Genomic DNA, 23,554 nt, shown 5'->3' with positions numbered 1-23,554 from the left:
TGCGACTCAGGAAAAGCCCTGGCCGAGACTGAGTGCAAAGAGCAGGAAAAATTCTTGGAGATGGTTGGATCGAAATTCAACATATCGTGTAGAGATTCTCAGTGACACAAGCAGCACAGTGGCGCCACCTTAACCCTTTTTCCGGAACGTGCCAATGGTATTTCCGAAGGTTTCTCTATTTTCGTGACTGGCGGTGGTATTTACCGTCACCCTTGGCAGCGATCCGGGGCCCGGCCCCGCTGGCCGCGGCCTATAGACGGCAGTACATTCAGCAAGAAAACCCCTGCGGCCTTTGAACCCCAACGCCGGCCCCGGTAAGATGGCCCACAGTTTTTTCTACCTCGCTATTCAGGACACCGCCATGAGCATCAAATCGGACAAGTGGATTCGCCGCATGGCGCAGGAACACGGCATGATCGAGCCGTTCGTCGAGCGCCAGATTCGTGGCGAAGGCGACGAGCGGGTGATTTCGTACGGGGTTTCCAGCTATGGCTACGACGTGCGGTGCGCCGATGAATTCAAGGTGTTCACCAACATCAATTCGGCCATCGTCGACCCGAAGAACTTCGATGAAAAGAGCTTCGTCGACGTCAAGAGCGATGTGTGCATCATCCCGCCAAACTCCTTCGCCCTGGCGCGTACCGTGGAGTTCTTCCGTATTCCCCGTGACGTGCTGACCATCTGCCTGGGTAAAAGCACCTACGCGCGCTGCGGCATTATCGTCAACGTGACGCCGCTTGAGCCGGAATGGGAAGGCCATGTGACCCTGGAGTTCTCCAACACCACGACGTTGCCGGCGAAAATCTACGCCAACGAAGGTGTGGCGCAGATGCTGTTCCTGCAGTCTGACGAAGCTTGCGAAGTGTCCTACAAAGACCGCGCCGGCAAGTATCAGGGCCAGCGTGGCGTTACGCTTCCACGCGCTTGATCGAAAGCTCCTACCGGTAAAGGGAATTAGTCTGCGCAAAGTGACTCTATCTAGGTGTACTGCCTCGGCGCGTGCAAAACGCGCCGGGCCACGCTTGAGGAGTACCTTATGAAGATCGATCCGCGAATCAGCGCAGAACTTGCCCGGCTTGAACCCAACCAGATTGGCGTTCTGGCCTGGTCCCTGATGGCCAATCCCGCCCATGCAGGCGGCATTCCGGGCCAGCCCGAACCCGATTATCCACAGCCTACCGAACCCGGTGAGCCGACCCTGCCAGACGAGCCACCACCTGCACCTGTCGCCTGATACCCGGATGGCCGGTCAGCACTTCACTGAATCGGCCAGACCGCCTGATCGCCGATCACAAAGATTCGGCGGTCATCGTCCTGCTCCACGGCATACCCGCCCGTAAATGCGCCAAATGCTGGCAGCAGGCTGACCCGTCTGCCGATCTGGAAGCACGGTAGGCGCAGACGCTGGCGGCCTTTGCCGCGCAGGCGATACACCGGGTGCACATGCCCCGCCAGCACGTGATGGGTGGGGTGGCTGTCCGGTTCATGTTGCAGGGCGAAAGGGCCCATCAACAGCGGCTCAGGGACCACCTCGATCCTCAAGTCCGTAGGCGGGTCGCCCGCACGTTTATCGTGATTGCCGCGAATCAGGGTCATGACCAGGGTCGGATTGCGTGCACGCCAGGCTCGGATCGCGCTGAGGGTGCCACTGGCGTGTGAGCCTGGACCATGGAGAAAGTCACCGAGAAAGATCAACTGCGAGCAAGGCAGGGCCGCTAACAGGTTGTCCAGCCGTTGCAGATTGGCGGTGGTGGTGCCCTGGGGCACAGGTTGCCCGAGGCTGCGGTAGGCCGATGCCTTGCCAAAATGCGCATCGGCAACCAGCAGGCACTGACGGGCTGGCCAGTACACGGCCTTTTCCGCCAACAACCACAGCTCTTCGCCTTCCAGTGTCAGTGCACAATGCATCACCCAATTCCTTTGTCTGCGACTTTCTCCAGGTCCTTGACCATCCGCGCAATGCGCTCCGAGAGTTTTTCCGAACTCATGCTCTCGCGCATGCGTTCTACCAGCAGCGGGAAGGCCAGGGGCGTAGGCCGCTGGATCAGGTGCAGATCCAGCTTCAGCGCCGATAAATGGCTTAAGGTCTGCTCCAGCCGACGAATATCCAACTCATCGCGCAGCACTTCTTCCCCGGCCTGGGCCAGCAGCAGGTTCTGCGGGTCATATTGCTTGAACACTTCAAAGAACAAACCGCTGGACGCTTGCACCTGCCGCGTACTCTTCGGTGCGCCAGGATGGCCGGCAAATACCAGCCCGGCGATCCGCGCAATCTCGCGAAAGCGGCGCAAGGCCAGCTCGCCGGCATTGAGGCTGGCGGCCACGTCGTTGAGCAAGTGCTCGGGGCTCAGCAACGCTGCATTCAGCAACCTTGGCCAGTGCACCTCGGTAGCGCTCAATAGCTCCAGGCCATAATCATTCACGGCAATCGAAAAGGTCAGCGGCTGCTGTTGGCTGACGCGCCACGCCAGCAAGCTCGCCAACCCCAAGTGCACCTGGCGCCCGGCGAAGGGATAGAGAAATAGATGCCAGCCCTCCCGCGATTGCAGCCTTTCAGCCAGCAAATTCTCGCGTGTGGGCAGGCCGGACCAGCGCAGCTGGGTTTGCAGCAACGGTTGTACCGCCTGCATCTCCGGGCCGTCGAAGTGCCCCTGCGCCGCGGCGTCAAAACGCTCGATCACCGCCTGGGCCAGCTCGTTTGAAAGCGGCATGCGCCCGCCATTCCAGCGGGGCACGGCGGCTTTTTTGGCGTTACTGCGGCGCACATAGGCGGTCATGTTTTCCACCCGTACCAACTCCAGCAAGCGCCCGGCGAACAAGAAGCCATCCCCCGGCTTGAGCCGGGCAATAAAGCCCTCCTCGACACTGCCCAGGTGCTTGCCGCCGCCGCCTTTGCTCCAGAATTTCAGCTGGATACTGGCATCGCTGACGATGGTCCCCACGCTCATGCGATGGCGACGCGCCAGGCGTGCGTCCGGGACACGCCAGATGCCGTGCTCGTCGGGCTCTACACGGCGGTAATCCGGGTAAGCCGTCAGTGACAGGCCGCCATGGCGTACAAACCCCAAGGCCCAGGTCCAGTCAGCCTCGCTGAGATCGCGGTAGGCCCACGCGCCGCGCACTTCCGCCAGCAATGCATCCGGGGTAAATCCGCCGCCCAGGGCCATGCTGACCAGGTGTTGTACAAGCACATCCAGCGGTTTGTGCGGCGATTCCCGCGCTTCGATGCGCCGTTGGGCAATCGCCTCCTGGGCCGCCGCGGCTTCCACCAGTTCCAGGCTGTGTGTCGGCACCAGTGTCACCCGTGATGGCCGCCCGGGCGCATGGCCGGAGCGCCCGGCGCGCTGCATCAGCCGCGCCACGCCTTTGGCGGAACCGATCTGCAGCACCCGTTCTACCGGCAGGAAGTCCACGCCCAAGTCCAGGCTTGAGGTGCACACCACCGCCTTGAGCTGGCCGTCTTTCAAGGCGCGCTCCACCCAGTCCCGGGTTTCCCGCGATAACGAGCCGTGGTGCAGGGCAATCAATCCCGCCCAGTCCGGGCGGGCGTCGAGTATCGCCTGATACCAGATCTCCGATTGTGCCCGGGTATTGGTAAACACCAGGCAACTGCTGCTGGCCTCCACCTCGGCGACCACTTGCGGCAACATCTTCAAGCCAATATGCCCCGCCCAGGGAAAACGCTCGGTGACGGGCGGCAGCAAGGTGTCGACCCTCAATTCCTTGGCCGTTTGCCCCTGTAGATTGACCCCGCCACCCTGTGGGACCAGCACCTCCAACGCGTGGGCCTGGTTGCCCAAGGTCGCCGAGATGCCCCACACCATCAGCTCAGGATGCCAGCGCCGCAAGCGTGCCAGGGCCAGTTGCAACTGCACGCCGCGCTTATTGCCGATCAGCTCGTGCCATTCATCCACGATCACCATGCGCAGGTGCGCCAGGCTCGTCTCACTGTCGGCCCGTGCGAGCATCAGCGTCAGGCTTTCTGGGGTGGTGACCAGAGCGGTGGGTTGGCGGCGGGTCTGGCGTGCGCGCTCGCTGCTGCTGGTGTCGCCGGTACGCAGGCCCACGCTCCAGGGAATTTGCAGGGCGTCCAAGGGTGCCTGCAGGGCACGTGCGGAATCGGCAGCCAAGGCACGCATCGGCGTGATCCACAGCACCGTCAGCGGTTCAGCGGGTGGCTTGCGCTTGCCGGTAGCGGGCGGGCGGGTGATGGCGAAACGGTTGAGGGCGGCGAACCACAAGGCATAGGTTTTACCTGCACCGGTACTGGCATGCAGCAGCCCTGACTGGCCAGCCTTGACCGCTGCCCATACGTGTTTCTGAAAGGCGAACGGTTTCCAGCCTTTGGCGGCGAACCATTGTTTGGCGAAATCGTGGGTTTTTGCCATTCGGCAACTGACGCTCTGGAGGGCTTAGTTCAAAGACCCTTAAGGCTGTGCTGACGTTCCAACTGTAGGAGCGGGCTTGCCCGCGAAAAAAGCTCAGGCGCCGCGTTTAATCTGGATGCCCGCGTTATCGTTGACGATTTTCGCGAGCAAGCTCGCTCCTACTTCAAATTGCCACTCAGAAACTGCTGCAGGCGCTCGCTTTTCGGATTGCCCAGCACATCCTCGGGGGTGCCTTGCTCTTCCACCAGGCCCTTGTGCAGGAACAGCACCTGGCTTGAGACCTTGCGCGCAAAGCTCATCTCGTGAGTCACCATGATCATGGTGCGGCCTTCCTCGGCCAGGCCCTGGATCACCTTCAACACTTCACCCACCAGTTCCGGGTCGAGGGCCGAGGTGGGTTCATCGAACAGCATCACCTCAGGCTCCATCGCCAGGGCGCGGGCGATGGCTACCCGCTGTTGCTGGCCGCCAGACAGGAACGCCGGGTACTGATCGGCTACACGTACCGGCAGCCCGACCTTGTCCAGATAGCGGCGGGCGCGGTCTTCGGCGTCTTTCTTGCTGCACCCCAGCACGCGGCGCGGGGCCATGGTGATGTTTTCCAGCACGCTCATATGGCTCCACAGGTTGAAGTGCTGGAACACCATCGCCAATCGTGTGCGCAGGCGTTGCAGCTCGGCATCGTCGGCCACGCGCATGCCGTGGCGGTCGCTGACCATGCGGATCGTCTGGCCGTCCAGGGTCATGGCGCCATCGTTGGGGGTTTCCAGGAAGTTGATACAGCGCAGGAAGGTGCTCTTGCCCGAGCCACTGGCGCCGATCAGGCTGATCACATCACCGGTCCTGGCCTTGAGCGACACACCTTTGAGCACTTCATTGTCGCCATAGCTTTTATGCAGGCCTTCAACGGTCAGTTTGTACATGGGGCGTGCATCCTCAAGGCGAAAGTAGATAGCCGCTGCGGTAGGCCTGCGTGCCGGCGATATGGCTGATGACCATCCCGGCAGTGGCCATGCGCCGCAGCGAACGGGCGTAGAGCAGGCCGGCGTGCTGGCAATGCACGGGCGTTACGCGGTCGGTAATGGGGTCGATGATTTCGGCGATCAGTTGCCCGGCCTCTAGGTATTGACCCGGCAAGGCGCTGAACACCAGCAAGCCGCCCACCGGAGTCGTCACCGGTTCCACGCCCGCCAATGGAGTGGCCGGGTAGGCCAGGGCAGGCAGGGGGGCGACGTCGCCGGTGATGGCGCCGAAGTGGATCAGGTAATCGATGATGGCCTGGCAGTCCGACGCAGCGAGGCCATGAGTGACATCGCCTTGGCCGCGCAACTCGACGGTCACCGACAAGCTGCCCATGGGAATCGGGAAGCGCTCGCCGAAGCGTTGCTGCAACTGCCACCACACCAGAGTGAAACACTCATCAAAGGACTGCCCGCCAGAGTCGGTGGCCAGCAAGTTGGCCTGCGAGCCGAGGTAACGCGCTAAGGGTTCCACTCGCGGCCAGCCCTGTGGCGTGGTGTACAGGTGCGCGACGGCTTCGAAGTCGCAATGCAGGTCGAGCACCAAGTCGGCATCACAGGCCAGGTGTTGCAGCACCAGGCGTTGGGATTGCAGCTGGGTCTGGGGCGTCTGCGCGGCCAGGGCGTTGGACAAGGCTGTGCGGATCAAGTGGATATTGTGTTGGGGATCATCGCCCAGGCGCTCTTCGATTTGGTCGCCGACCGCTTCGCTGAGGTCGACAAACAAACGATTGAAGTTCTGCCCGCTTTCCAGCTCGTAGCGGCCCAAGGGGATGTCCATCAACACTTGTTCGAGGCCCACCGGATTGGCGACAGGCACCAGCACGATTTCGCTGCGCAAGCGTCCGGCTGCCGCCAGCTCTGCCAGGCGCGCCTTGAGGTGCCAGGCTACCAGCATGCCCGGCAGTTCATCGGCATGCAGGGAGGACTGGATATAGACCTTGCCCGCGGCCTGTTCCGGGCCGAAGTGAAAACTGTGCAGTTGCCGCGCCGTGCCCGGCACCGGCGCGATCAGGTCATGTTGCTGATGTCGCATGCAGGCTCCTTAGTGGCTCGGCCCGAGGAAGGCCAGCCAGCGGCGCTCCGCCAGGCGGAACAGGCCGACCAGGGTAAAGGTCACCGCGAGGTAGATCAGCGCGGCGATGCCGAACGATTGAAAGGTCATGAAGGTGGCGGAGTTGGCGTCCCGTGCCACCTTGAGGATGTCCGGGATGGTCGCGGTGAACGCCACCGTGGTCGAGTGCAGCATCAGGATCACTTCATTGCTGTAGTAGGGCAACGCGCGGCGCAGTGCTGAGGGCATGATCACGTAGGCGTACAACTTCCAGCCGCTGAGGCCGTAGGCCTTGGCCGCCTCGACTTCGCCGTGGGCCATACTGCGGATCGCCCCGGCGAAAATCTCCGTGGTGTAGGCGCAGGTGTTGAGGGCGAAGGCCAGAATGGTGCAATTCATTGCATCGCGAAAGAACGCATCCAGCACCGGCTGAGCACGCACTGCCGCGATGCTGTAGATGCCGGTGTAGCAGATCAACAATTGGATATAGAGCGGCGTGCCGCGAAACAGGTAGGTGTAGAACTGCACCGGCCAACGCACCAGGCGCTTGCGCGAGACGCGGGCGATGGACAGCGGGATCGACACCAGGAAACCGATGACGAGGGCAGCACTGAGCAGCCACATCGTCATGGCCAGGCCGGTGATGTGCTGGCCGTCGCTGTAAAGGAAGGGGCGCCAGTATTCCTGCAACAGTTCGATCATCGCACTGCCTCCCGGGCGCCTGCGGAGTAGCGACGTTCAAGCCGACGCAAGACAAAATTGGAGGCGCTGGTGATCAACAGGTAGATCAGCGCGGCGAGTACCAGGAAATAGAACAGTTGATAGGTACTCTTGCCCGCGTCCTGGGCTGCTTTCACCAAGTCTGCCAGACCGATGATCGACACCAGCGCGGTGGCCTTGAGCATCACCATCCAGTTATTGCCAATGCCCGGCAGGGCAAAGCGCATCATCTGCGGGAAGGTCACGTAGCGAAACCGCTGACCGCGCTTGAGCCCGTAGGCGGTGGCGGCTTCCAGCTGGCCGCGGGGCACGGCGAGGATCGCGCCGCGAAATGTTTCGGTGAAATAGGCGCCGTAGATGAAACCCAGGGTAATCACTCCGGCGCTGAAGGGGTCGATCTCGATGTATTCCCATTCCATAAAGTCGGTCAGGCCAGTAAGCCAGGTTTGCAGGCTGTAAAAGATCAACAGCATCAGCACCAGGTCGGGCACCCCGCGAATCAATGTGGTGTAAAGCTGGGCGGGGATGCGCAGTAATGCCAGGCTGGACAGCTTGGCGCTGGCGCCGAGCAGGCCGAGCAAGACGCTGACGGCCAGGGACAGCACCGATAACTTGATGGTCATCCAGGTGCCTTGCAGCAACAGCGGGCCGAAACCCTTCAAGCTGAACGCGCTCAGCCCGAGGGTTTGCAACAGATCTTCGAACATAAATCAGGACCTATGGCGATAGAAAAGCGCCCCTCCCGAGGAAGGGCGCCCCAGGCATTATTTGCCGCTGTACAGGTTCAGATCGCCGAAGTGTTTTTTCTGAATGGTGGCGTAGGTGCCATCATCGTGTAACGCTTTGATACCTTTATCCAAAAGGGCCTTCAGCTCAGTGTTACCTTTTTTGATACCGATGGCGGTTTTCGAGGGCAGCAACGGGTCATCGATGGCTGCGCTGACTTCGTAGCCGGCGCCCGCTGGCGACTTGAGAAAACCCAATTCAGCTTGCAGCATGTCCTGCACGGAAGCATCGAGGCGCCCGGAGGTCAGGTCGGCGTAGACCTGATCCTGGTTGGCGTAGGCCTTGGTGGTCACCCCGGCTTTATCCAGCACGGCCTTGGCGTAGGCTTCCTGGATGGTGCCTTGCTCGTAGCCTACGGACTTGCCCTTGAGGGATTCAGGTGTCGAATACCCTGCGCCTTTTTTGAACACCAGCGAGGTGGGGCCGGAGAACAGCTCGTTGGAGAAGTCGATCGCCTTCTCGCGCACTGGCGTCACGGTCATGGAGGAAATCACGCCGTCGAACTTGTTAGCTTTCAGGCCCGGAATCATGCCGTCGAAGTCGCTTTCGACCCACTTGCATTTGACCTTCAGCTCCGCACAGATCGCATTGCCCAGGTCGATATCGAAGCCCACCAGGCTGCCGTCGGCGGCTTTGGATTCGAACGGTGCATAGGAGGGGTCGACACCAAAACGCAATTCCTTGTATTCCTTGGCGCTGGCAACACCAGCAGCCATGCACAGAGCCAGTGCAGAAAGGGTCAGCAATGCTTTTTTCATTAGGTAATCCCTGGAAACCAAGATAAGCGCTTTTGGCGCGTTTAGAACTGTTACTGAGCGGTGTCAGACGGATCACAAGTAGCAATTTCTGCACCATAGTTCCGGATGGGCTTTTTAAAAGGTGGGATAAGGCAAATCGGAGTGTAGGAGATGCCCGAAAATGAGCATCAGAAAATGGGTGCACTGTTTCAGGTCGTATGGAGATTCCAATGTGGGGCTTGCTCCCACAGGGATTTATGTCAAATCAGTAGGTCTTGTAGTGTGGCAAGGTTGTCAGCCTCTTCCACCGTCTTGTCCTGACGCCAGCGCAACATGCGCGGAAACCGCACCGCAATCCCGCTCTTGTGCCGCTTGGACAGGGCGATACCCTCAAAGCCCAGTTCAAACACCATGCTTGGCGTCACGCTGCTGACCGGGCCGAATTTTTCTACCGTGGTTTTACGCACGATGGCGTCCACCTTGCGCATTTCCTCGTCGGTCAACCCGGAGTACGCCTTGGCGAACGGCACCAGGGTGCGCTCGCTGCCCGGCGGGCCATCCCACACCGCGAAGGTGTAGTCGCTGTACAGGCTGGCGCGCCGGCCATGGCCGCGCTGGGCGTAGATCAATACGGCGTCGACGCTGAAGGGGTCGACTTTCCACTTCCACCACAGGCCCATGTCCTTGGTGCGGCCCACGCCATAGAGGCCTTGGCGATCCTTGAGCATCATGCCTTCGACACCAAGGCTGCGGGAGGCTTCGCGCTGCTCGGCCAACGCTGCCCAGGTTGGCCCCTCGAGCAGCGGTGAGGGCAGCAATACGGGTTGGTTGCACTCAGCGATCACGCGTTCCAGCTGTGTACGACGCTCAGCCTGGATATGGTTGCGCCAGTCATCGCCCTGAAATTCCAGCAGGTCGTAGGCGAGCACTGCAACCGGAGCATCCTCCAGGACTTTTTTGCTCAGGGTCTTGCGGCCGATCCGCTGTTGCAGCAATGCAAAGGGTTGCACCGAGTCTTTCCACACCACGATTTCGCCATCGATCACCGTGCCGTCGGGCAGGCCACTCACCAGGCTGTGCAGCTCGGGGAAACGCTCAGTCACCAACTCTTCACCCCGGGACCAGATCCACAGACGCCCCTCACGCTTGACCAGTTGCGCGCGAATGCCATCAAACTTCCATTCCACCTGCCAATCGGCGGGCGAACCGAGCAGCGTGTCGAATTGCTCCACCGGTTGCGCCAACCCATGGGCCAGAAAAAACGGATACGGCTGCCCACCTCGTTGCGCATGCTCGTCGGACGATTCGGCAGCGATCAGCTTGAGATAGCCCGCAGGCGTCGGGCGATTCGATAAATCGGTGTAGCCCACCAACCGCTGGGCCACGCGCTTGCTATCAAGGTCGGCCATGGTGGCAAGCGCGCGGGTGACCAGCAGTTTGGACACGCCGACGCGAAAGCTGCCGGTGATCAGCTTGATGCACACCATCAGGCTCGGCTGGTCCAACTGCGCCCAGAGGGCCGGCAGCCGTTCGGCCAGGTCCATGGGCGAAAGCCCGCGCAGGGGCAGCAATTTGTCTTCCAGCCACACGGCCAGGCCGTCCTCGGAGCTGTAGGTGGATTCGGGTAGGAGCAGGGAAATCGTCTCGGCCAAGTCACCCACTGACTGGTAGCTCTCCTCGAACAGCCAGGGTTCGATGCCGGCCGCTTCGGTGGCCATGTCCCGTAGCAGACGCGTGGGCACCAGTTGCCGCGGCCGTCCACCGGAGAGGAAGTACACCGCCCATGCAGCATCTGCTGGCGGCGCTTGCAGGAAGTAGGCTTGCAGCGCCGCGAGCTTGGCATTGCTGGAGGTGGTGGCGTCGAGGTTGGCGTACAACTCGGCGAAGGCTTTCATGCCGTAGCCTCTTCTTCGTCATCACCGTACTCGGTGGTGAAACCCTGAGCATCCAAGCCTTTTTCCCGCAGATGACGTACCAGCACGCCGACCGAGCCGTGGGTAACCATTACCCGTTCGGCACCGGTTTGTTCGATGGCCCATAACAGCCCGGGCCAATCGGCGTGGTCCGACAGCACAAAGCCACGGTCCACGCCACGCCGCCGACGGGTACCACGCAGACGCATCCAGCCACTGGCGAAGGCGTCGCTGTAGTCGCCGAAGCGGCGCATCCAAGTGCTGCCGCCGGCGGAGGGCGGGGCGATGATCAGTGCTTGGCGTAACAGCGGGTCGGTCTTCTTGAAATCGCCGGCGTACAGCGTCTCGGGAATGTAGACGCCGGCTTCACGGTAGACCCGATTCAAGGGCTCGACTGCGCCGTGGCTGAGGATCGGGCCGATGCTGGCGTCGAGGCCATGGAGAATGCGCTGGGCCTTGCCGAAGGAATAACAGAACAACACGCTCGCCTTGCCGTTGGCGATATTGGCCCGCCACCAGTCGTTGATCCCCGCGAAAATCTGCGCCTGGGGCTGCCAGCGGTAGATCGGCAGGCCGAACGTAGATTCGGTGATAAAGGTATGGCAACGCACCGGTTCGAACGGCGCGCAGGTGCCATCGGGTTCGACTTTGTAGTCGCCGGACGCCACCCAGACTTCGCCCTGGTATTCCAGGCGGACCTGGGCCGAACCGAGCACATGCCCGGCAGGATGAAAGCTCAAGGTCACGCCGTGATGCTCCAAGCGTTCGCCGTAGGCCAGTGTTTGCAGGTTGATGTCCTGGCCCAGGCGCCAGCGCAGGATACCTTCGCCGGGCGCGGCGGCCAGATAATGCTGGTTGCCGGTGCGCGCGTGGTCGCCGTGGGCGTGGGTGATCACGGCGCGCTCCACCGGGCGCCAGGGGTCAATATAGAAATCACCGGCAGGGCAATAGAGGCCTTCGGGGCGGGCGATGACGAGGTCCATGGGGTTGCCGTGGGCGATGGGCTTATCAGTTAGGAGGCGAGGGCAGTGCGAGAAGTTCTATCTGATATACATGGGGCCAAATGTGGGAGGGGGCTTGCTCCCGATAGCAGTACTTGAGTCAATGAATGTGTTGACTGTCACACCGCTATCGGGAGCAAGCCCCCTCCCACATTTGGATTCGGTTTCTGCTGGGGAAAACCGGGTTACTTGCCAGGCGTCAGGGTCAGCCTTGTCTTGCCATACACCTTTTCAAAGTTTTGGGGCTGCATCGGGAAGCTCAGGTATTGCGCCTTGAGCGATGGGTCGATGCCGTTGGCATAGTTCGGGCTCGCCGGGTTGCCTGACTGGCCGATGCCACCCTGGCCCAGCATTGGTTCCGCTATGCCGAAGTCGATGATCATGCGCAATGCCGGCACCTGGGTGGTGTTGAAATCCTGGCCCCAGCTGTATGGCGCCGGGTTCAGGGTGTTGTGGTCGCCACCGCTGGCAAGGGGGCCGCGGATAACCTGGCCGTTAGTGTTTTTCCAGCGGGTGCTGTGCAGCTTGCCCCACTGCCAGGCCTTGTGATCGGCGCCCAGTTGGCTGTCGCCGGTGCTGATGGCGGCGGCGAGGGTGCGGGCCAGGATCGCGGGTTTGTCTTCTTTTTGCTGTGTGCGCGTGTCGTCCCAGAATGGGCTGTCTTCACGCCCCAGCAAATGATCGGCGACGGCCGAGTAGGACAGGCTGGCATTGCTGACGAAGGCGCTCCAGCTGGCGCTGTTTTCAGGGCCGAGTTTGTCGAGGAAGATCTGTTTAGCACTTTCCTGCAGGAACAACTCGTAAATTGCTGCGTCAGCCGAAGTTGGCGCAAGACGGCCATCGAAGGCCAGCAGGCGGTCCAGTGCTTCGCGAGCCTTGGCGCGATCCGTCGCCGGGAGGGCGTCGATGGCCTGCTTGAGCGGCTGGGCCATGCCTGGCGCCTGGAACATGCCCTTGAGCTTGGCGGCGAAAGTGGTGGTCTGGTCGTATTGCATGGCGATCAGGCTGCGGCTGTCATGCTTGCCGGCATTGGCCAGTTGCGCCAGGCGCTCGCTACGTTCCGGTGCGTCCCAGGAGTTGGACAACTGCATGCCGTAGCCACGTGGTGCAGTACGCTGGTTGGCGGTGCCGATCCAGCCTTGGGCCGGGTCCTGGTCGTAGGGGTGCAGCATCGCATCGGCGTAGCCGTCCCAGTCAAAGCGCGTATCCCAGCCCGGCGACGGCAACAGGCCTTCGCCTTCGCGGCGGTTGGGGAAGCGGCCGGTGACCTGCCAGCCAATATTGCTGGCGTCGGCGAAAATCATGTTCAACGCGATGGCGCGGATCTCACGGGTGGCATCCGACGCCTTGCCAGCGTTTTGCGCACGGGACAGGTCGAAGAACGCATCCAGGCTCTTGTCGTCCTTGAAGTTGGCGGTTTGCAAGGCCAGGCCAAGCCCGCTGGTGAGCGCCTGGCTGCTGTTGAGCATTACGCCGTGGCGTGTTTCATACACCACTTCGCGAATCGAGCGCTGACCCTTGATGAAGAAGGTTTCGTTGCGCACGCCAGCCGGTAGCCATTTGCCGTTGTTCTCGTAGTACAACGCGCTGCCCTGGCGCTTGACCTTCTCCAGGAACAGGTCCTGGGTGTCGCCCTTGACCGCGCTCATGCTCCACGCAACCTTGCCGTTGAAGCCGGACAGCAGGGTCGGCAGGCCGGCGATCGAAGCCCCGACGGCCTGGTATTTCGGCGCACGAATCTGCACGTAGCTCCACGGTGACGGCGCTTGCGGCTGGGCGGCGATATCATTGGCCAATAGGCTCTTGCCGCTGCGGCTGCGTTGCGCACCGATGGCCCAGTTGCTTGACGTGGTGATCGCCAGCGCGTTGAGGCTGTTCAATTGCTGGCTGACTGTGTCCAGCGTGGCGAGGCCGGTGATCTGACCCAGATTCACGCCCTTGAGCTTGTGGGCTTCGGCCTGCGGGATCGCTTCGTCCGGCGCACTCGGAGTGAGCCAGGCGAGTTTGTCGATGCCGACTTTTTGCGCCAGCACCAGGGACGAAATTTCTTCCTGCAGGTTGCCTGACTGGCTGAAATTCAGCAGGCAGAACAGCAGCGCCGAATCTTCCGGCTTCCAGTATTCCGGTTTGTAGCCGCTCTGGGCCAGGTCCGCCGGCAGTTTGTCGCGATAGCGGAACAGGTAGGCATTGACGCCCCGGGCATACACCTCAAAGAAACGCTTGAGGCGCGGCGACGAGGCGCTGTACAGCTCGCCGGCGCTTTTCTTGAGGTTGACCGCACGCATGAAACGGTCGACATCCAGCACTTGCGGGCCGGACATTTCCGCCAGGCGACCCTGGGCCAACAGACGCAGGGTGACCATCTGGGTGATGCGATCGCTGGCGTGGACGTAACCGAGGCTGAACAGTGCGTCATGGAAGGTGTTGCTTTCGATCAGCGGCATGCCCTGGGCATTGCGGCGCACCGATACATTTTGTGCCAGGCCTTTGATCGGCTGTACGCCTGCAACGGGGGGAAGGGTGTCCTGGGTGCTCTGGAGCTGGCAACCGGCCAGGCCCAAGGCACTGGCCACTGCCGCGGCAACGCCGAACCGGGGAAGAAAATGTAAGAGGGCTGGCGAGGCCATGGCAAAGCTCCTGCGGGGGGTAGCGTCAGTAAAGGCGCTACGTTAGTGAGCGCGGCGAAACGACGCAAGCAGGAGTTGTGTAATTGCGTAAGCGCTCAAGCTGTGTGCAAATCAATGTGCGAGGGGGCTTGCTCCCGATTGCGGTGAATCAGTCAGCTCATCTGTAGCTGACACTGCGCAATCGGGAGCAAGCCCCCTCCCACATTTTGGTCTTCAGCGTGGCTTATGCGCCATGGCACTTCTTGAATTTCTTCGCGCTGCCGCACGGGCAAGGATCGTTACGACCCACATCCTTCAAGGCATTGCGCACGGGCTCCTGGTGAGCGTGGCCGCAGTTCGGGCCGTGGACATGGCCGTGGTCGTGATCATGGTGCTCATGATCGTGGTTGCAGTCAGGACCATGGACATGGGGTTGCTGAGTCATCGATGTTGCTCCGGAATAAAATCGCCGGGGATTATCTCGCCATTGTGCGCGACCTGCACGTCATTACCGATGAATAATCCGGTTTTCAGTTCGCCTTCCAGACGATAAGGCACGGGCTGGTCGGGATTTTTCAGCATCTGTACCACGTCACGCACCTGCGGCCAGAGGTTGGTGCGTACCGAAACCCGGAAGAACTTATGACTGCGCGGCGGTACGGTCAGCCATTCGTTGGACTCGCCCTCGGTCAGCAGCAGGTTGCCCAGGCTGATCTTATAGACCAGGCCACGCACCGTCAGGTCGGCGTCGTCGCGGTTGTCTACGCGAAAGTACAGCTTGAACTTCTGCTCCAGCAGCTTGGCCCGCACCACTTCGACCTTGACCAGGGACACGTGGGGCGCAGGCGAATCGTCTTCGAACCAGGACGCGCAGCCGGTGAGGCCCAGGGTCAACGCCAGCATCAAGCTGTACATCCGAAGCATGGCGTTATCCCTTTCGAGTGATTAGAGGTAGCTGGAGCAACACTTCTTGAATTTCTGCCCACTGCCACACAAACATACATCATTACGTCCGATCGTCACGTCTACCGTCGGGTCGATGAAGTACCAGCGCCCATCATTCTGTACGAAAGATGATTGCTCTCGGTGGCTGTGTTCGCCGCTGCTGTCATGCCAGCGCGCGGTAAAGGTGACGAAGGCGTGTTCCGGCTGGCCGCCGAACACTTCTGAGCTTTCCACCTCAAGGCCCAACCAGGTGCTCTGGGCACTCCAGGCGGCGATGGCGTCGCGGTCCAGCCCGGCCTGTTGCGCGGGCAGGGTAGTGGCCACCAGGTAATCGACCAGGCCCAGCACATAGGCGCTGTAGCGCGAGCGCATCAACGCGCTCGCGCAGGGTGCCGGGTGGCCGGCGTGATAGTGGCCGCAGCAGGCATCCAGCAGATTGCCGCTGCCGCACGGGCAAATGGATGTACTCATCGGGTTACCACCAATACTTTCCGAAGTTTTCCGGGTTGGCCCAGAAGCGGGCGTTGAGCCAGTCCGGCACCTGTTTATAGTCAAGCAGATCATAGGTAAACAGCGTCAGGACCTGCTCATCGCGCTGGAAGTACTCGCCGGCTTGCAAGGCCAGGGAGAAGAAATCGGTTTCCTTCCAAGCGCAGGCGCCCAGGTCGACCAGCACGGCAATGCGGCTGGCATTGAGGTTGCGAATGCCGCCGAGCAAGGTCAGACCCTGCGCTTTTGACAGGTGCTCCAGGCAGTCGACTACCAACGCCAGGTCAAAACGCTGCGCCGCCAGTTCCGGCGGTAACGGCCCTGGCGCTGCCCGGAAAACCTGGGTGTCAGGGTGGGCCTGCTCAAAGGCATCCAGCGCCGGGAATTGGCTGGCACCCACTAGCAGCAAGCGCTTTGGCCGTTGAAGATCAAGCAAGGCAGCCAAGGCTTGCTGGGGCGTACGGGAAGAAATTCCAGCGGTCATTGCAAATCCTCACATCAAGACCGTAGAGACTAGCGCGGCTGAGCGCGTGGGCCTAGCGCGCGGCGGTCGATACCTACCTGGCAGTAACCGTCTCATCGGAAGTTTTTTGATCCTTCACTGGCAAATCGCCTGTAGAAGTCGTTACTGTGCATCCAAAGAAAAATTTGAAAACACTCAGGAGCCCCATGATGCGTAAGGTTTTTCTGCTGGCCCTGTTGGTCAGCCCCGTTGCCCTGGCCCAGAGCGTCAGTGTCGAAACCAACTCGTTGATGCGCCTGCCCAGCAGCACCAGCGTGCTGCAACTGGAGCGCCTGGAGGTGGCGGACTACGGCACTTTGCTGATTCCGTCCACTATCAGCCAGGTCACGGTGGAGGAGCTGCACCTGGGGCGCGACGCACGCATCGCCATTGTCCCCGGCAATACTGCGCTGCAAATGCAAGTGCGCCAGGCGCAACTGGAGCACGGTAGCCAGATCACTTCACGCGGGGCCCCTGGCACCCATGAAAAACCGGCCAAGGCTGGGCGTGACCTGATCTTGCGGATCAACGACCTTAGCGCTGAAGAATTGTCTGTGGATGCCCGCGGCGGGGCCGGTGCCCAAGGGTATGCGGGGCTCGATGGTGCCAACGGCGAGGACCCGGGATGTACGTGGGGTTCGGCTGGGCGCGGGGCCAACGGTGATAACGGCGGCGACGGCCTGCCGGGCGCTTCGGGGGCGAGTGTAAGGCTGGAGTTGCCGCAAGACTTTCCTGGCGACAAAATCAAGGTCTGGGTTGATGGTGGCGCCGGCGGTTTGGCCGGTATAGCGGGCAAACCCGGGAAGGGTGGGCAGTCGAAGGGATGCCTGGTGTACCGTGCTGACGGCGGCGACAAAGGCCGGTCCGGGTTGGAAGGGCAGCCGGGGCCGGCTGGGCCTGCGGGGTCTGTGACCATTCAGCGGCTCTGAGTCGCCTGGGTCTGACGCTATCGGGGGCAAGTCCAATCGTCGCACCGCCCCTCCCACATTTTGGAACGCATTCCAAAGTGTGGGAGGGGGCTTGCCCCCGATGGTGGCCTCAGGGCCGCCTCAGAACATCGGTCGAGCCGAAGCAATTGCCACCACTACCAACCCCACGATCAAATTAATTCCCACCAACCTGCGAATCTGCCCCAGCGCAGCCGCGCCCGCTGGCCAATCTTCGGCCGCTACTGCCTTGCGCAGCTCCGGGAATTTCAACGCCTGGATGCGGATAAACAGCGCCGTCATCACCAGATACAAACCCATCATCACTTGCACATAGCGCGGTGCAGTCTCAAATCCGTTGAAGCGCAGGTGCAAAAGGCCTATGCCGCTGATCGGCAAAACCAGCACTGTCACCCACACCCATACGAAAAAACGTTGAAACACATTCGCCCACAGCTTGAGCCGGGCGGCGCCCTCAAGGGCCGCCATGGCGGCGGGGCGCAGGATCATCCAGGCGAAAAACATACCGCCGACCCAGATCAGGGCAGCCAGTACATGCAGGGTGTAAGCGAAGCTAAACGCGGTCATTGTGGTACTCCGTTCTGCGCGGGATTAATTAGCGGGGTATGATAGCGGCCGATCCGAACCACTGAAAATTTATCCAGCGTTTTTTGCGCCCGACTATCCATGATCAGCACTGAACTCAAAACCACGATCCAGGGCGCCTATTCGCGTTTTCTCGAAGCCAAGAGCTTGAAACCACGCTACGGCCAACGCCTGATGATCGCCGAAGTCGCGAAAGTCCTCGGGGATATCGACACCGACGACGAAGGTCGCCGCGAGGGCGAGCCCGCGGTCGTGGCCGTCGAGGCCGGCACCGGTACCGGCAAGACCGTGGCCTACAGCCTTGCCGCGATCCCCACTGCCAAGGCCGCCGGCAAGCGCCTGGTGATCGCCACCGCCACCGTCGCCCTGCAAGAGCAGATTGTCTACAAAGACCTGCCCGACCTGATGCGCAACAGCGGCCTGAGCTTTACCTTCGCCCTGGCCAAGGGGCGGGGCCGCTACATGTGCCTGTCCAAGCTCGACGTCCTGCTGCAGGAAGGCCACGCGCAAACCGCGACCGCCTCATTGTTCGAAGAAGAAGGCTTCAAGATCGAGGTGGATGAGGCCAGCCAAAAACTGTTTACCAGCATGATCGAGAAACTGGCCGGCAATAAATGGGACGGCGACCGCGACAGCTGGCCCACCGCCCTGGAAGATGCCGACTGGGCGCGCCTGACCACCGACCACAGCCAGTGCACCAACCGCCATTGCCCCAACTTTGGCCAGTGCGCCTTCTACAAGGCCCGCGAAGGCATGGGCAAGGTTGACGTCATCGTCACCAACCACGACATGGTGCTGGCCGACCTGGCCCTGGGCGGCGGCGCCGTGTTGCCCGATCCGCGCGACACCCTTTACGTATTCGACGAAGGTCACCACCTGCCGGACAAGGCCATTGGCCACTTCGCCCATTACACGCGCCTGCGTTCCACCGCCGACTGGCTGGAAACCACCGCCAAGAACCTTACCAAGTTGCTGGCCCAGCATCCGCTGCCCGGTGACCTGGGCAAGCTGATCGAGCAGGTGCCGGAACTGGCGCGCGAGATCAAGACCCAGCAGCAGTTCATGTTCAGCGCCTGCGAGCAGGTCGCAGATTTCAAGCCCGGTGAAGACGTCGAGGGCCGTGAGCGCCCGCGCCATCGCTTTGTCGGTGGGATGATTCCCGAGCACATGCGCGAAATGGGCATCGAGTTGAAGAAGGGCTTTTCACGCCTGACCGACCTGTTCACCCGCCTGACCGACTTGCTCAAGGAAGGCATGGATGGCGAGGTCAATATCGGCATCGCCAGCAACCAGGCCGAAGAATGGTACCCGTTGTTCGGCAGCCTGCTGTCCCGCTCCCAAGGCAACTGGGAGCTGTGGACCGCCTTCACCGTCGAAGACCCCGAAGACAACCCGCCGATGGCCCGTTGGCTGACCCTGTCGGAAAGCGGTGCGCTGTTTGATATCGAGGTCAACGCCAGCCCGATCCTTGCCGCCGAAATGCTGCGCCGCAACCTGTGGAACGTAGCTTACGGCTGCCTGGTGACGTCGGCCACGCTGACCGCCCTGGGCACCTTCGATCGCTTCCGCATGCGTGCCGGCCTGCCGAAAAAGGCCGTTACCGCCGTGGTGCCAAGCCCCTTTCATCACGCCGACGCCGGTGTGCTGCGGGTGCCGGACCTCAAGGCCGACCCTCGGGATGCGGCGGCGCACACCGCGGCGATCATTCGCGACCTGCCATCGTTGGTCGAAGGCTCCCGCGGCACCCTGGTGCTGTTCTCGTCACGCAAACAGATGCAGGACGTGTTCGATGGCCTTGACCGCGACTGGCGCAAGCAGGTGTTTATCCAGGGCAACCTGTCCAAGCAGGAAACCCTGAACAAGCACAAGGCGCGGGTCGATGGCGGTGATTCCAGTGTGCTGTTTGGCCTGGCCAGCTTTGCCGAAGGCGTGGACTTGCCCGGCGCCTACTGCGAACACGTGGTAATCGCCAAGATCCCGTTCTCGGTGCCCGATGATCCGGTCGAGGCCGCACTGGCCGAATGGATCGAAGCACGGGGCGGCAACCCGTTCATGGAAATCTCGGTGCCGGATGCTTCACTGAAGCTGGTGCAGGCCTGCGGGCGCTTGCTGCGTACCGAGGAAGACCGGGGCACCATCACCTTGCTTGACCGCCGCCTGGTCACCCAGCGCTATGGCAAGGCTATCCTCAATGCCTTGCCGCCGTTCAGGCGCGAAATTTCTTAAGCCACCGTGGGCGAATTCGCCCACTGCGTGGTCTATCTCATCACTATCATCAGGCCATTCATCGGCCGTCTGGGAGAACCTTGTTCGTATGATTCGCACGCTGCCCGCCCTGTTTGCCTTGCTGTTCGCTGCGCCGTTGATGGCTGCACCTGCCGGGCAACAAACGCTGTTCAACTTCGTCAGGCCTGCCGATGTGGTCAAGGTGGCGACCCAGGACGCCAGCCTGCCGCAATACAACGCCGAACAAACGCCCGAAGGCGAGGTGCTGCGCCGCATCACCTTCAACCCGGCGGCCGAGCCGAGCCTGGTGCTCAGCCCGCAAACCGGCGTGTGGGACTGGTCGCAATCCAGCGCCATGAGCCTGCGTATCCAAAGCGCCATGAGCTGGGCGCTGACTCTCTACATCAAGGTGCAGAGCGCCGACGGCAAGACCCTGGTCAGCCGCGTCGACCTGCCGGCCGGCCCGGCCCAGACCCTGCTGGTGCCGCTGCAAGCCAACTCGCCACTGAGCCAGGGCATGAAGGCCGGCCCGCCGATGCCTGTCACCGTGGAGGGCCAGCGGGTGTTGCTGGCCGGTAGTGCCGGGGAAATCGACCGCAGCCAAGTGGTCTCGGTGACCCTGTCGATGATCAAGCCCAACGCCGCCCAAAGCATCCTGCTGGAGCGCTTCGGCGTGCAGGACAGCGAACCGGTGTTGAAGGCCGCCTACAGCGAATTGGTCGACGCCTATGGTCAGTCGACCCGTGCGCGCTGGCCGGAAAAGGTCAGCAGCGATGACCAGCTCAAGGCTTTGGCCGCCAAGGAACAGCAGCAGCTCAAGACCTGGCTGGCCGAGCGGGACAAATCCTCCCTGGACGCATATGGCGGCTGGAACAAAGGCCCGGCATTCGACGCCAGCGGCTTTTTCCGCACCGAGAAGCGCGATGGCCGCTGGTACCTGGTGACCCCCGACGGAAATCCGTTTTATTCCTTGGGCGTCAACACCGTGGCGCCGGACAACAGCCAGACCTACGTGGCGGGGCGTGAATGGATGTTCGCGGCGCTGCCCAAGGCCGGCGAACCTTTCGACAAGTATTACGGCAGCGGCGACAACCGCAGCGGCAACGGTGCCGGCGAAGGACGTGGCTTTGGCTCGGGCCGCTGGTACGATTTCTATGGCGCCAACCTGCAGCGCACTTATGGCGGTGAAGGTCTGGACCAGAAGCGCTGGGTTACCCACACCCTCGACCGTCTGCAAGCCTGGGGTTTCAACACCGTAGGCAACTGGAGCGATGCGGACCTGGCCACGGCCGACCGCGTACCGTACACCCTGCCGCTGTCGATTGTGGGTGACTACGCCAGCATCAGCACCGGCACTGACTGGTGGGGCGGCATGCCCGACCCGTTCGACCCACGCTTTGCCATGGCCACCGAACGCGCCGTGGCCATCGCCGCGCGCGATCACCGCGATGACCCGTGGTTGATCGGCTTCTTTGCCGACAACGAGCTGGCCTGGGCCGGCCCCGGCGACGATCCGAAAGCCCGCTACGCCTTGGCCTACGGTACCTTGCGCATGACCACCGATGTGCCGGCCAAGCGCGCCTTCCTCAAGCAACTGCGTGACAAATACCGCAACGAAGAAGGCCTGTCCAAAGCCTGGGGCATTCATTTGGCGGGCTGGGAGCTGATGGAAGACCCAGGCTTCGAGCCACCGATGCCCAACCCGGAGCACCCGGAAATCGAAGCCGACTTCAAGTATTTCCAGAAAACGTTCGCCGATGCCTACTTCAAGACCCTCTCTGACTCGCTGAAGTGGCACGCGCCCAACCAACTGTTGCTGGGCGGCCGTTTTGCAGTGAGCACCCCGGAAGCGGTGGCGTCGTGCGCACAGTATTGCGACGTGTTGAGCTTCAACATGTACACCCTCAAACCCCAGGACGGTTACGACTTCGCCGCCCTGCGCGCATTGGACAAACCGGTACTGATCACCGAATTCAACTTTGGCTCCGCCGACCGTGGCCCGTTCTGGGGCGGCGTGACGCAACTGGCCCGCGAAGAAGACCGCGGCGCGGCTTACAGCGCCTTTCTCAAGCAGGCCATGGCCGAGCCGTCGATAGTTGGCGTGCACTGGTTCCAGTACCTCGACCAGCCGGTGACAGGGCGTCTGCTGGATGGCGAAAACGGCCACTTCGGCCTTGTCGGCATCACCGATGTGCCGTTCCAGGGCTTCGTCGACAGCGTCCGTAAAAGCAACCTTGCGGCAGTCGACCAATTGGGCAAGGCGGCCGAAAAAGCCAAGGCGGCCGGTGCCGTGCGTGAGCACGAAGGTGGCCGATCAGCCCAAGCAGGCAAAGGCGCGGGGCAGGGCGCCGGTCAGGCCGGTGGGCACTCTGGAAATGGTCATTGATTCATCGTTGACGGGTTCACAAAACCGACAATGACTGGAACAATGTCGACCATTTCCTACAGTATTTTCAAGGCGGCTTAGGTGCAGATTCAGGGTCATTACGAGCTCCAGTTCGAAGCGGTACGCGAAGCCTTCGCCGCACTGTTCGATGACCCCCAGGAACGTGGTGCCGGGTTGTGCATCCAGATCGGCGGGCAGACCGTCGTCGACCTGTGGGCCGGTACTGCCGACAAGGACGGGGCCGAAGCCTGGCATAGCGACACTATCGTCAACCTGTTCTCCTGCACCAAGACCTTCACGGCCGTTACTGCCCTGCAACTGGTGGCCGAAGGCAAGCTCAAGCTCGATGCGCCTGTGGCCGATTACTGGCCGGCATTTGCCGCGGCGGGCAAAGAAGCGATTACCCTGCGCCAGTTGCTCTGTCACCAGGCCGGGCTGCCGGCCATCCGCGAAATGCTGCCTACCGAAGCCCTCTACGACTGGCAGTTGATGGTCGACACCCTGGCGGCCGAGGCTCCCTGGTGGACACCGGGCGAGGGGCATGGCTATGAGGCGATCACTTACGGTTGGCTGGTCGGCGAATTGCTGCGCCGTGCCGATGGGCGCGAGCCGGGGGAGTCCATCGTGGCGCGGGTCGCACGGCCCTTGGGGCTGGATTTTCATCTGGGCCTTGCGGATGAAGAGTTTTATCGTGTTGCCCATATAGCCCGCAGTAAAGGCAATATGGGCGATGAAGCGGCACAACGGTTACTTCAAGTAATGATGCGCGAACCCGCAGCAATGACCACACGTGCATTTGCCAATCCACCGTCTATTCTGACCAGCACTAACAAGCCCGAATGGCGACGCATGCAGCAGCCCGCGGCTAATGGTCACGGTAATGCACGCAGCCTGGCCGGGTTTTATAGCGGGTTGTTGGACGGTAGTTTGCTGGAAAGCGACATGCTCGAACAATTGACTCGTGAACACAGTATCGGGCTGGACAAAACCTTATTGACCCAAACCCGCTTCGGCCTGGGCTGCATGTTGGATCAACCGCAGTTGCCCAATGCCACGTTTGGCCTGGGGCCACGCGCATTCGGGCATCCCGGGGCAGGCGGCTCAGTCGGGTTTGCCGACCCTGAACATGATGTCGCATTCGGTTTTGTGACTAATACCCTAGGGCCTTACGTACTTATGGACCCGCGTGCGCAGAAGTTGGTCGGAATATTGGCCGATTGTCTATAAACCCCTTGCTGTTTCACAATTTT

The 23,554-nt window shown here is 61.6% G+C and carries 21 protein-coding genes; 6 read left to right on the top strand and 15 right to left on the bottom strand.

Annotation, left to right across the window (positions count from 1 at the left end; translation table 11 throughout):
- Positions 1–361 precede the first annotated feature (361 nt).
- Together dcd and ASD70_RS21695 are read left to right on the top strand one after the other, a co-directional pair.
- Positions 362–928: a dCTP deaminase gene (dcd, locus tag ASD70_RS21700; protein WP_003189215.1), complete on the top strand. Its 567-nt coding sequence runs from the start codon at positions 362–364 to the stop codon at positions 926–928.
- Between the two features lie 108 nt (positions 929–1,036).
- On the top strand, positions 1,037–1,234 hold the full coding sequence (locus ASD70_RS21695) for a hypothetical protein (RefSeq protein ID WP_005785769.1): 198 nt from the start codon (positions 1,037–1,039) through the stop codon (positions 1,232–1,234).
- A gap of 23 nt (positions 1,235–1,257) precedes the next feature.
- Here the strand turns inward: ASD70_RS21695 and pdeM are convergent, their stop codons facing one another.
- The 14 genes from pdeM to ASD70_RS21630 form a co-directional block, all read right to left on the bottom strand.
- A complete protein-coding gene (pdeM, locus tag ASD70_RS21690; RefSeq protein ID WP_056847427.1) occupies positions 1,258–1,908 on the bottom strand; it encodes a ligase-associated DNA damage response endonuclease PdeM in 651 nt (216 codons plus the stop codon).
- Positions 1,908–4,388 carry a ligase-associated DNA damage response DEXH box helicase gene (locus tag ASD70_RS21685; RefSeq protein WP_056847426.1) on the bottom strand — a complete coding sequence of 827 codons (2,481 nt, stop codon included), beginning with the start codon at positions 4,386–4,388 and terminating at the stop codon, positions 1,908–1,910. The genes pdeM and ASD70_RS21685 overlap by 1 nt, the downstream gene beginning before the upstream one ends.
- Positions 4,389–4,546: 158 nt before the next feature.
- Positions 4,547–5,311: an ABC transporter ATP-binding protein gene (locus ASD70_RS21680; protein ID WP_056847425.1), complete on the bottom strand. Its 765-nt coding sequence runs from the start codon at positions 5,309–5,311 to the stop codon at positions 4,547–4,549.
- A gap of 13 nt (positions 5,312–5,324) precedes the next feature.
- On the bottom strand, positions 5,325–6,443 hold the full coding sequence (locus ASD70_RS21675) for a succinylglutamate desuccinylase/aspartoacylase family protein (RefSeq protein ID WP_046071309.1): 1,119 nt from the start codon (positions 6,441–6,443) through the stop codon (positions 5,325–5,327).
- 9 nt (positions 6,444–6,452) lie between these two features.
- Positions 6,453–7,163, bottom strand: coding sequence for an ABC transporter permease (locus tag ASD70_RS21670; protein WP_046071310.1), 711 nt, complete (start codon positions 7,161–7,163; stop codon positions 6,453–6,455).
- Entirely contained in the window at positions 7,160–7,888 is a 729-nt protein-coding gene (locus ASD70_RS21665) for an ABC transporter permease (RefSeq protein WP_046071311.1), read from the bottom strand. Before ASD70_RS21665 ends, ASD70_RS21670 begins: the two co-directional genes overlap by 4 nt.
- A gap of 57 nt (positions 7,889–7,945) precedes the next feature.
- A complete protein-coding gene (locus ASD70_RS21660; RefSeq protein ID WP_046071312.1) occupies positions 7,946–8,725 on the bottom strand; it encodes a transporter substrate-binding domain-containing protein in 780 nt (259 codons plus the stop codon).
- Positions 8,726–8,964: 239 nt separating this feature from the next.
- Entirely contained in the window at positions 8,965–10,599 is a 1,635-nt protein-coding gene (locus ASD70_RS21655) for an ATP-dependent DNA ligase (protein WP_056847424.1), read from the bottom strand.
- Positions 10,596–11,600: a ligase-associated DNA damage response exonuclease gene (locus ASD70_RS21650; RefSeq protein WP_046071314.1), complete on the bottom strand. Its 1,005-nt coding sequence runs from the start codon at positions 11,598–11,600 to the stop codon at positions 10,596–10,598. Before ASD70_RS21650 ends, ASD70_RS21655 begins: the two co-directional genes overlap by 4 nt.
- 203 nt (positions 11,601–11,803) lie before the next feature.
- On the bottom strand, positions 11,804–14,245 hold the full coding sequence (locus ASD70_RS21645) for a penicillin acylase family protein (RefSeq protein ID WP_056847423.1): 2,442 nt from the start codon (positions 14,243–14,245) through the stop codon (positions 11,804–11,806).
- Positions 14,246–14,468: 223 nt separating this feature from the next.
- Positions 14,469–14,669 (bottom strand): SEC-C metal-binding domain-containing protein, encoded by a 201-nt coding sequence (locus tag ASD70_RS28605; protein WP_046071316.1) that lies wholly within the window; start codon positions 14,667–14,669, stop codon positions 14,469–14,471.
- Positions 14,666–15,148: an LEA type 2 family protein gene (locus ASD70_RS21640; RefSeq protein ID WP_056847422.1), complete on the bottom strand. Its 483-nt coding sequence runs from the start codon at positions 15,146–15,148 to the stop codon at positions 14,666–14,668. Before ASD70_RS21640 ends, ASD70_RS28605 begins: the two co-directional genes overlap by 4 nt.
- A gap of 21 nt (positions 15,149–15,169) precedes the next feature.
- Entirely contained in the window at positions 15,170–15,640 is a 471-nt protein-coding gene (locus ASD70_RS21635) for a YchJ family protein (RefSeq protein ID WP_046071318.1), read from the bottom strand.
- Between the two features lie 4 nt (positions 15,641–15,644).
- On the bottom strand, positions 15,645–16,142 hold the full coding sequence (locus ASD70_RS21630) for a DUF6231 family protein (protein WP_056847421.1): 498 nt from the start codon (positions 16,140–16,142) through the stop codon (positions 15,645–15,647).
- Positions 16,143–16,330: 188 nt separating this feature from the next.
- Here ASD70_RS21630 and ASD70_RS21625 point away from each other — a divergent pair, with 188 nt between their 5' ends.
- Complete coding sequence (locus ASD70_RS21625) at positions 16,331–17,089, top strand: hypothetical protein (protein ID WP_046071320.1); 759 nt, start codon at positions 16,331–16,333, stop codon at positions 17,087–17,089.
- 120 nt (positions 17,090–17,209) lie between these two features.
- Here ASD70_RS21625 and ASD70_RS21620 read toward each other — a convergent pair whose 3' ends face one another.
- Complete coding sequence (locus ASD70_RS21620; protein WP_056847420.1) at positions 17,210–17,674, bottom strand: CopD family protein; 465 nt, start codon at positions 17,672–17,674, stop codon at positions 17,210–17,212.
- Positions 17,675–17,773: 99 nt separating this feature from the next.
- On the opposite strand from ASD70_RS21620, the gene dinG reads away from it, so the two are divergent.
- From dinG to ASD70_RS21605, 3 genes are all read left to right on the top strand, one after another.
- Positions 17,774–19,918: an ATP-dependent DNA helicase DinG gene (dinG, locus tag ASD70_RS21615; protein ID WP_043051579.1), complete on the top strand. Its 2,145-nt coding sequence runs from the start codon at positions 17,774–17,776 to the stop codon at positions 19,916–19,918.
- Positions 19,919–20,006: 88 nt separating this feature from the next.
- Complete coding sequence (locus tag ASD70_RS21610; RefSeq protein WP_056847419.1) at positions 20,007–22,304, top strand: beta-galactosidase; 2,298 nt, start codon at positions 20,007–20,009, stop codon at positions 22,302–22,304.
- Positions 22,305–22,385: 81 nt separating this feature from the next.
- A complete protein-coding gene (locus ASD70_RS21605) occupies positions 22,386–23,531 on the top strand; it encodes a serine hydrolase domain-containing protein (RefSeq protein ID WP_056847418.1) in 1,146 nt (381 codons plus the stop codon).
- Positions 23,532–23,554 lie beyond the last annotated feature (23 nt).

The sequence above is a fragment of the Pseudomonas sp. Root569 genome (assembly GCF_001427465.1).
Taxonomy (GTDB): Bacteria; Pseudomonadota; Gammaproteobacteria; order Pseudomonadales; family Pseudomonadaceae; genus Aquipseudomonas; species Aquipseudomonas synxantha.
This window is presented reverse-complemented; position numbering and strand designations above follow the sequence as displayed.

Excerpts from the sequence above, each read along its gene's own strand:
- dcd (WP_003189215.1), top strand. The coding sequence starts at position 362 with ATGAGCATCAAATCGGACAAGTGGATTCGCCGCATGGCGCAGGAACAC.
- ASD70_RS21695 (WP_005785769.1), top strand. The coding sequence starts at position 1,037 with ATGAAGATCGATCCGCGAATCAGCGCAGAACTTGCCCGGCTTGAACCC.
- pdeM (WP_056847427.1), bottom strand. The coding sequence starts at position 1,908 with ATGCATTGTGCACTGACACTGGAAGGCGAAGAGCTGTGGTTGTTGGCG.
- ASD70_RS21685 (WP_056847426.1), bottom strand. The coding sequence starts at position 4,388 with ATGGCAAAAACCCACGATTTCGCCAAACAATGGTTCGCCGCCAAAGGC.
- ASD70_RS21680 (WP_056847425.1), bottom strand. The coding sequence starts at position 5,311 with ATGTACAAACTGACCGTTGAAGGCCTGCATAAAAGCTATGGCGACAAT.
- ASD70_RS21675 (WP_046071309.1), bottom strand. The coding sequence starts at position 6,443 with ATGCGACATCAGCAACATGACCTGATCGCGCCGGTGCCGGGCACGGCG.
- ASD70_RS21670 (WP_046071310.1), bottom strand. The coding sequence starts at position 7,163 with ATGATCGAACTGTTGCAGGAATACTGGCGCCCCTTCCTTTACAGCGAC.
- ASD70_RS21665 (WP_046071311.1), bottom strand. The coding sequence starts at position 7,888 with ATGTTCGAAGATCTGTTGCAAACCCTCGGGCTGAGCGCGTTCAGCTTG.
- ASD70_RS21660 (WP_046071312.1), bottom strand. The coding sequence starts at position 8,725 with ATGAAAAAAGCATTGCTGACCCTTTCTGCACTGGCTCTGTGCATGGCT.
- ASD70_RS21655 (WP_056847424.1), bottom strand. The coding sequence starts at position 10,599 with ATGAAAGCCTTCGCCGAGTTGTACGCCAACCTCGACGCCACCACCTCC.
- ASD70_RS21650 (WP_046071314.1), bottom strand. The coding sequence starts at position 11,600 with ATGGACCTCGTCATCGCCCGCCCCGAAGGCCTCTATTGCCCTGCCGGT.
- ASD70_RS21645 (WP_056847423.1), bottom strand. The coding sequence starts at position 14,245 with ATGGCCTCGCCAGCCCTCTTACATTTTCTTCCCCGGTTCGGCGTTGCC.
- ASD70_RS28605 (WP_046071316.1), bottom strand. The coding sequence starts at position 14,669 with ATGACTCAGCAACCCCATGTCCATGGTCCTGACTGCAACCACGATCAT.
- ASD70_RS21640 (WP_056847422.1), bottom strand. The coding sequence starts at position 15,148 with ATGCTTCGGATGTACAGCTTGATGCTGGCGTTGACCCTGGGCCTCACC.
- ASD70_RS21635 (WP_046071318.1), bottom strand. The coding sequence starts at position 15,640 with ATGAGTACATCCATTTGCCCGTGCGGCAGCGGCAATCTGCTGGATGCC.
- ASD70_RS21630 (WP_056847421.1), bottom strand. The coding sequence starts at position 16,142 with ATGACCGCTGGAATTTCTTCCCGTACGCCCCAGCAAGCCTTGGCTGCC.
- ASD70_RS21625 (WP_046071320.1), top strand. The coding sequence starts at position 16,331 with ATGCGTAAGGTTTTTCTGCTGGCCCTGTTGGTCAGCCCCGTTGCCCTG.
- ASD70_RS21620 (WP_056847420.1), bottom strand. The coding sequence starts at position 17,674 with ATGACCGCGTTTAGCTTCGCTTACACCCTGCATGTACTGGCTGCCCTG.
- dinG (WP_043051579.1), top strand. The coding sequence starts at position 17,774 with ATGATCAGCACTGAACTCAAAACCACGATCCAGGGCGCCTATTCGCGT.
- ASD70_RS21610 (WP_056847419.1), top strand. The coding sequence starts at position 20,007 with ATGATTCGCACGCTGCCCGCCCTGTTTGCCTTGCTGTTCGCTGCGCCG.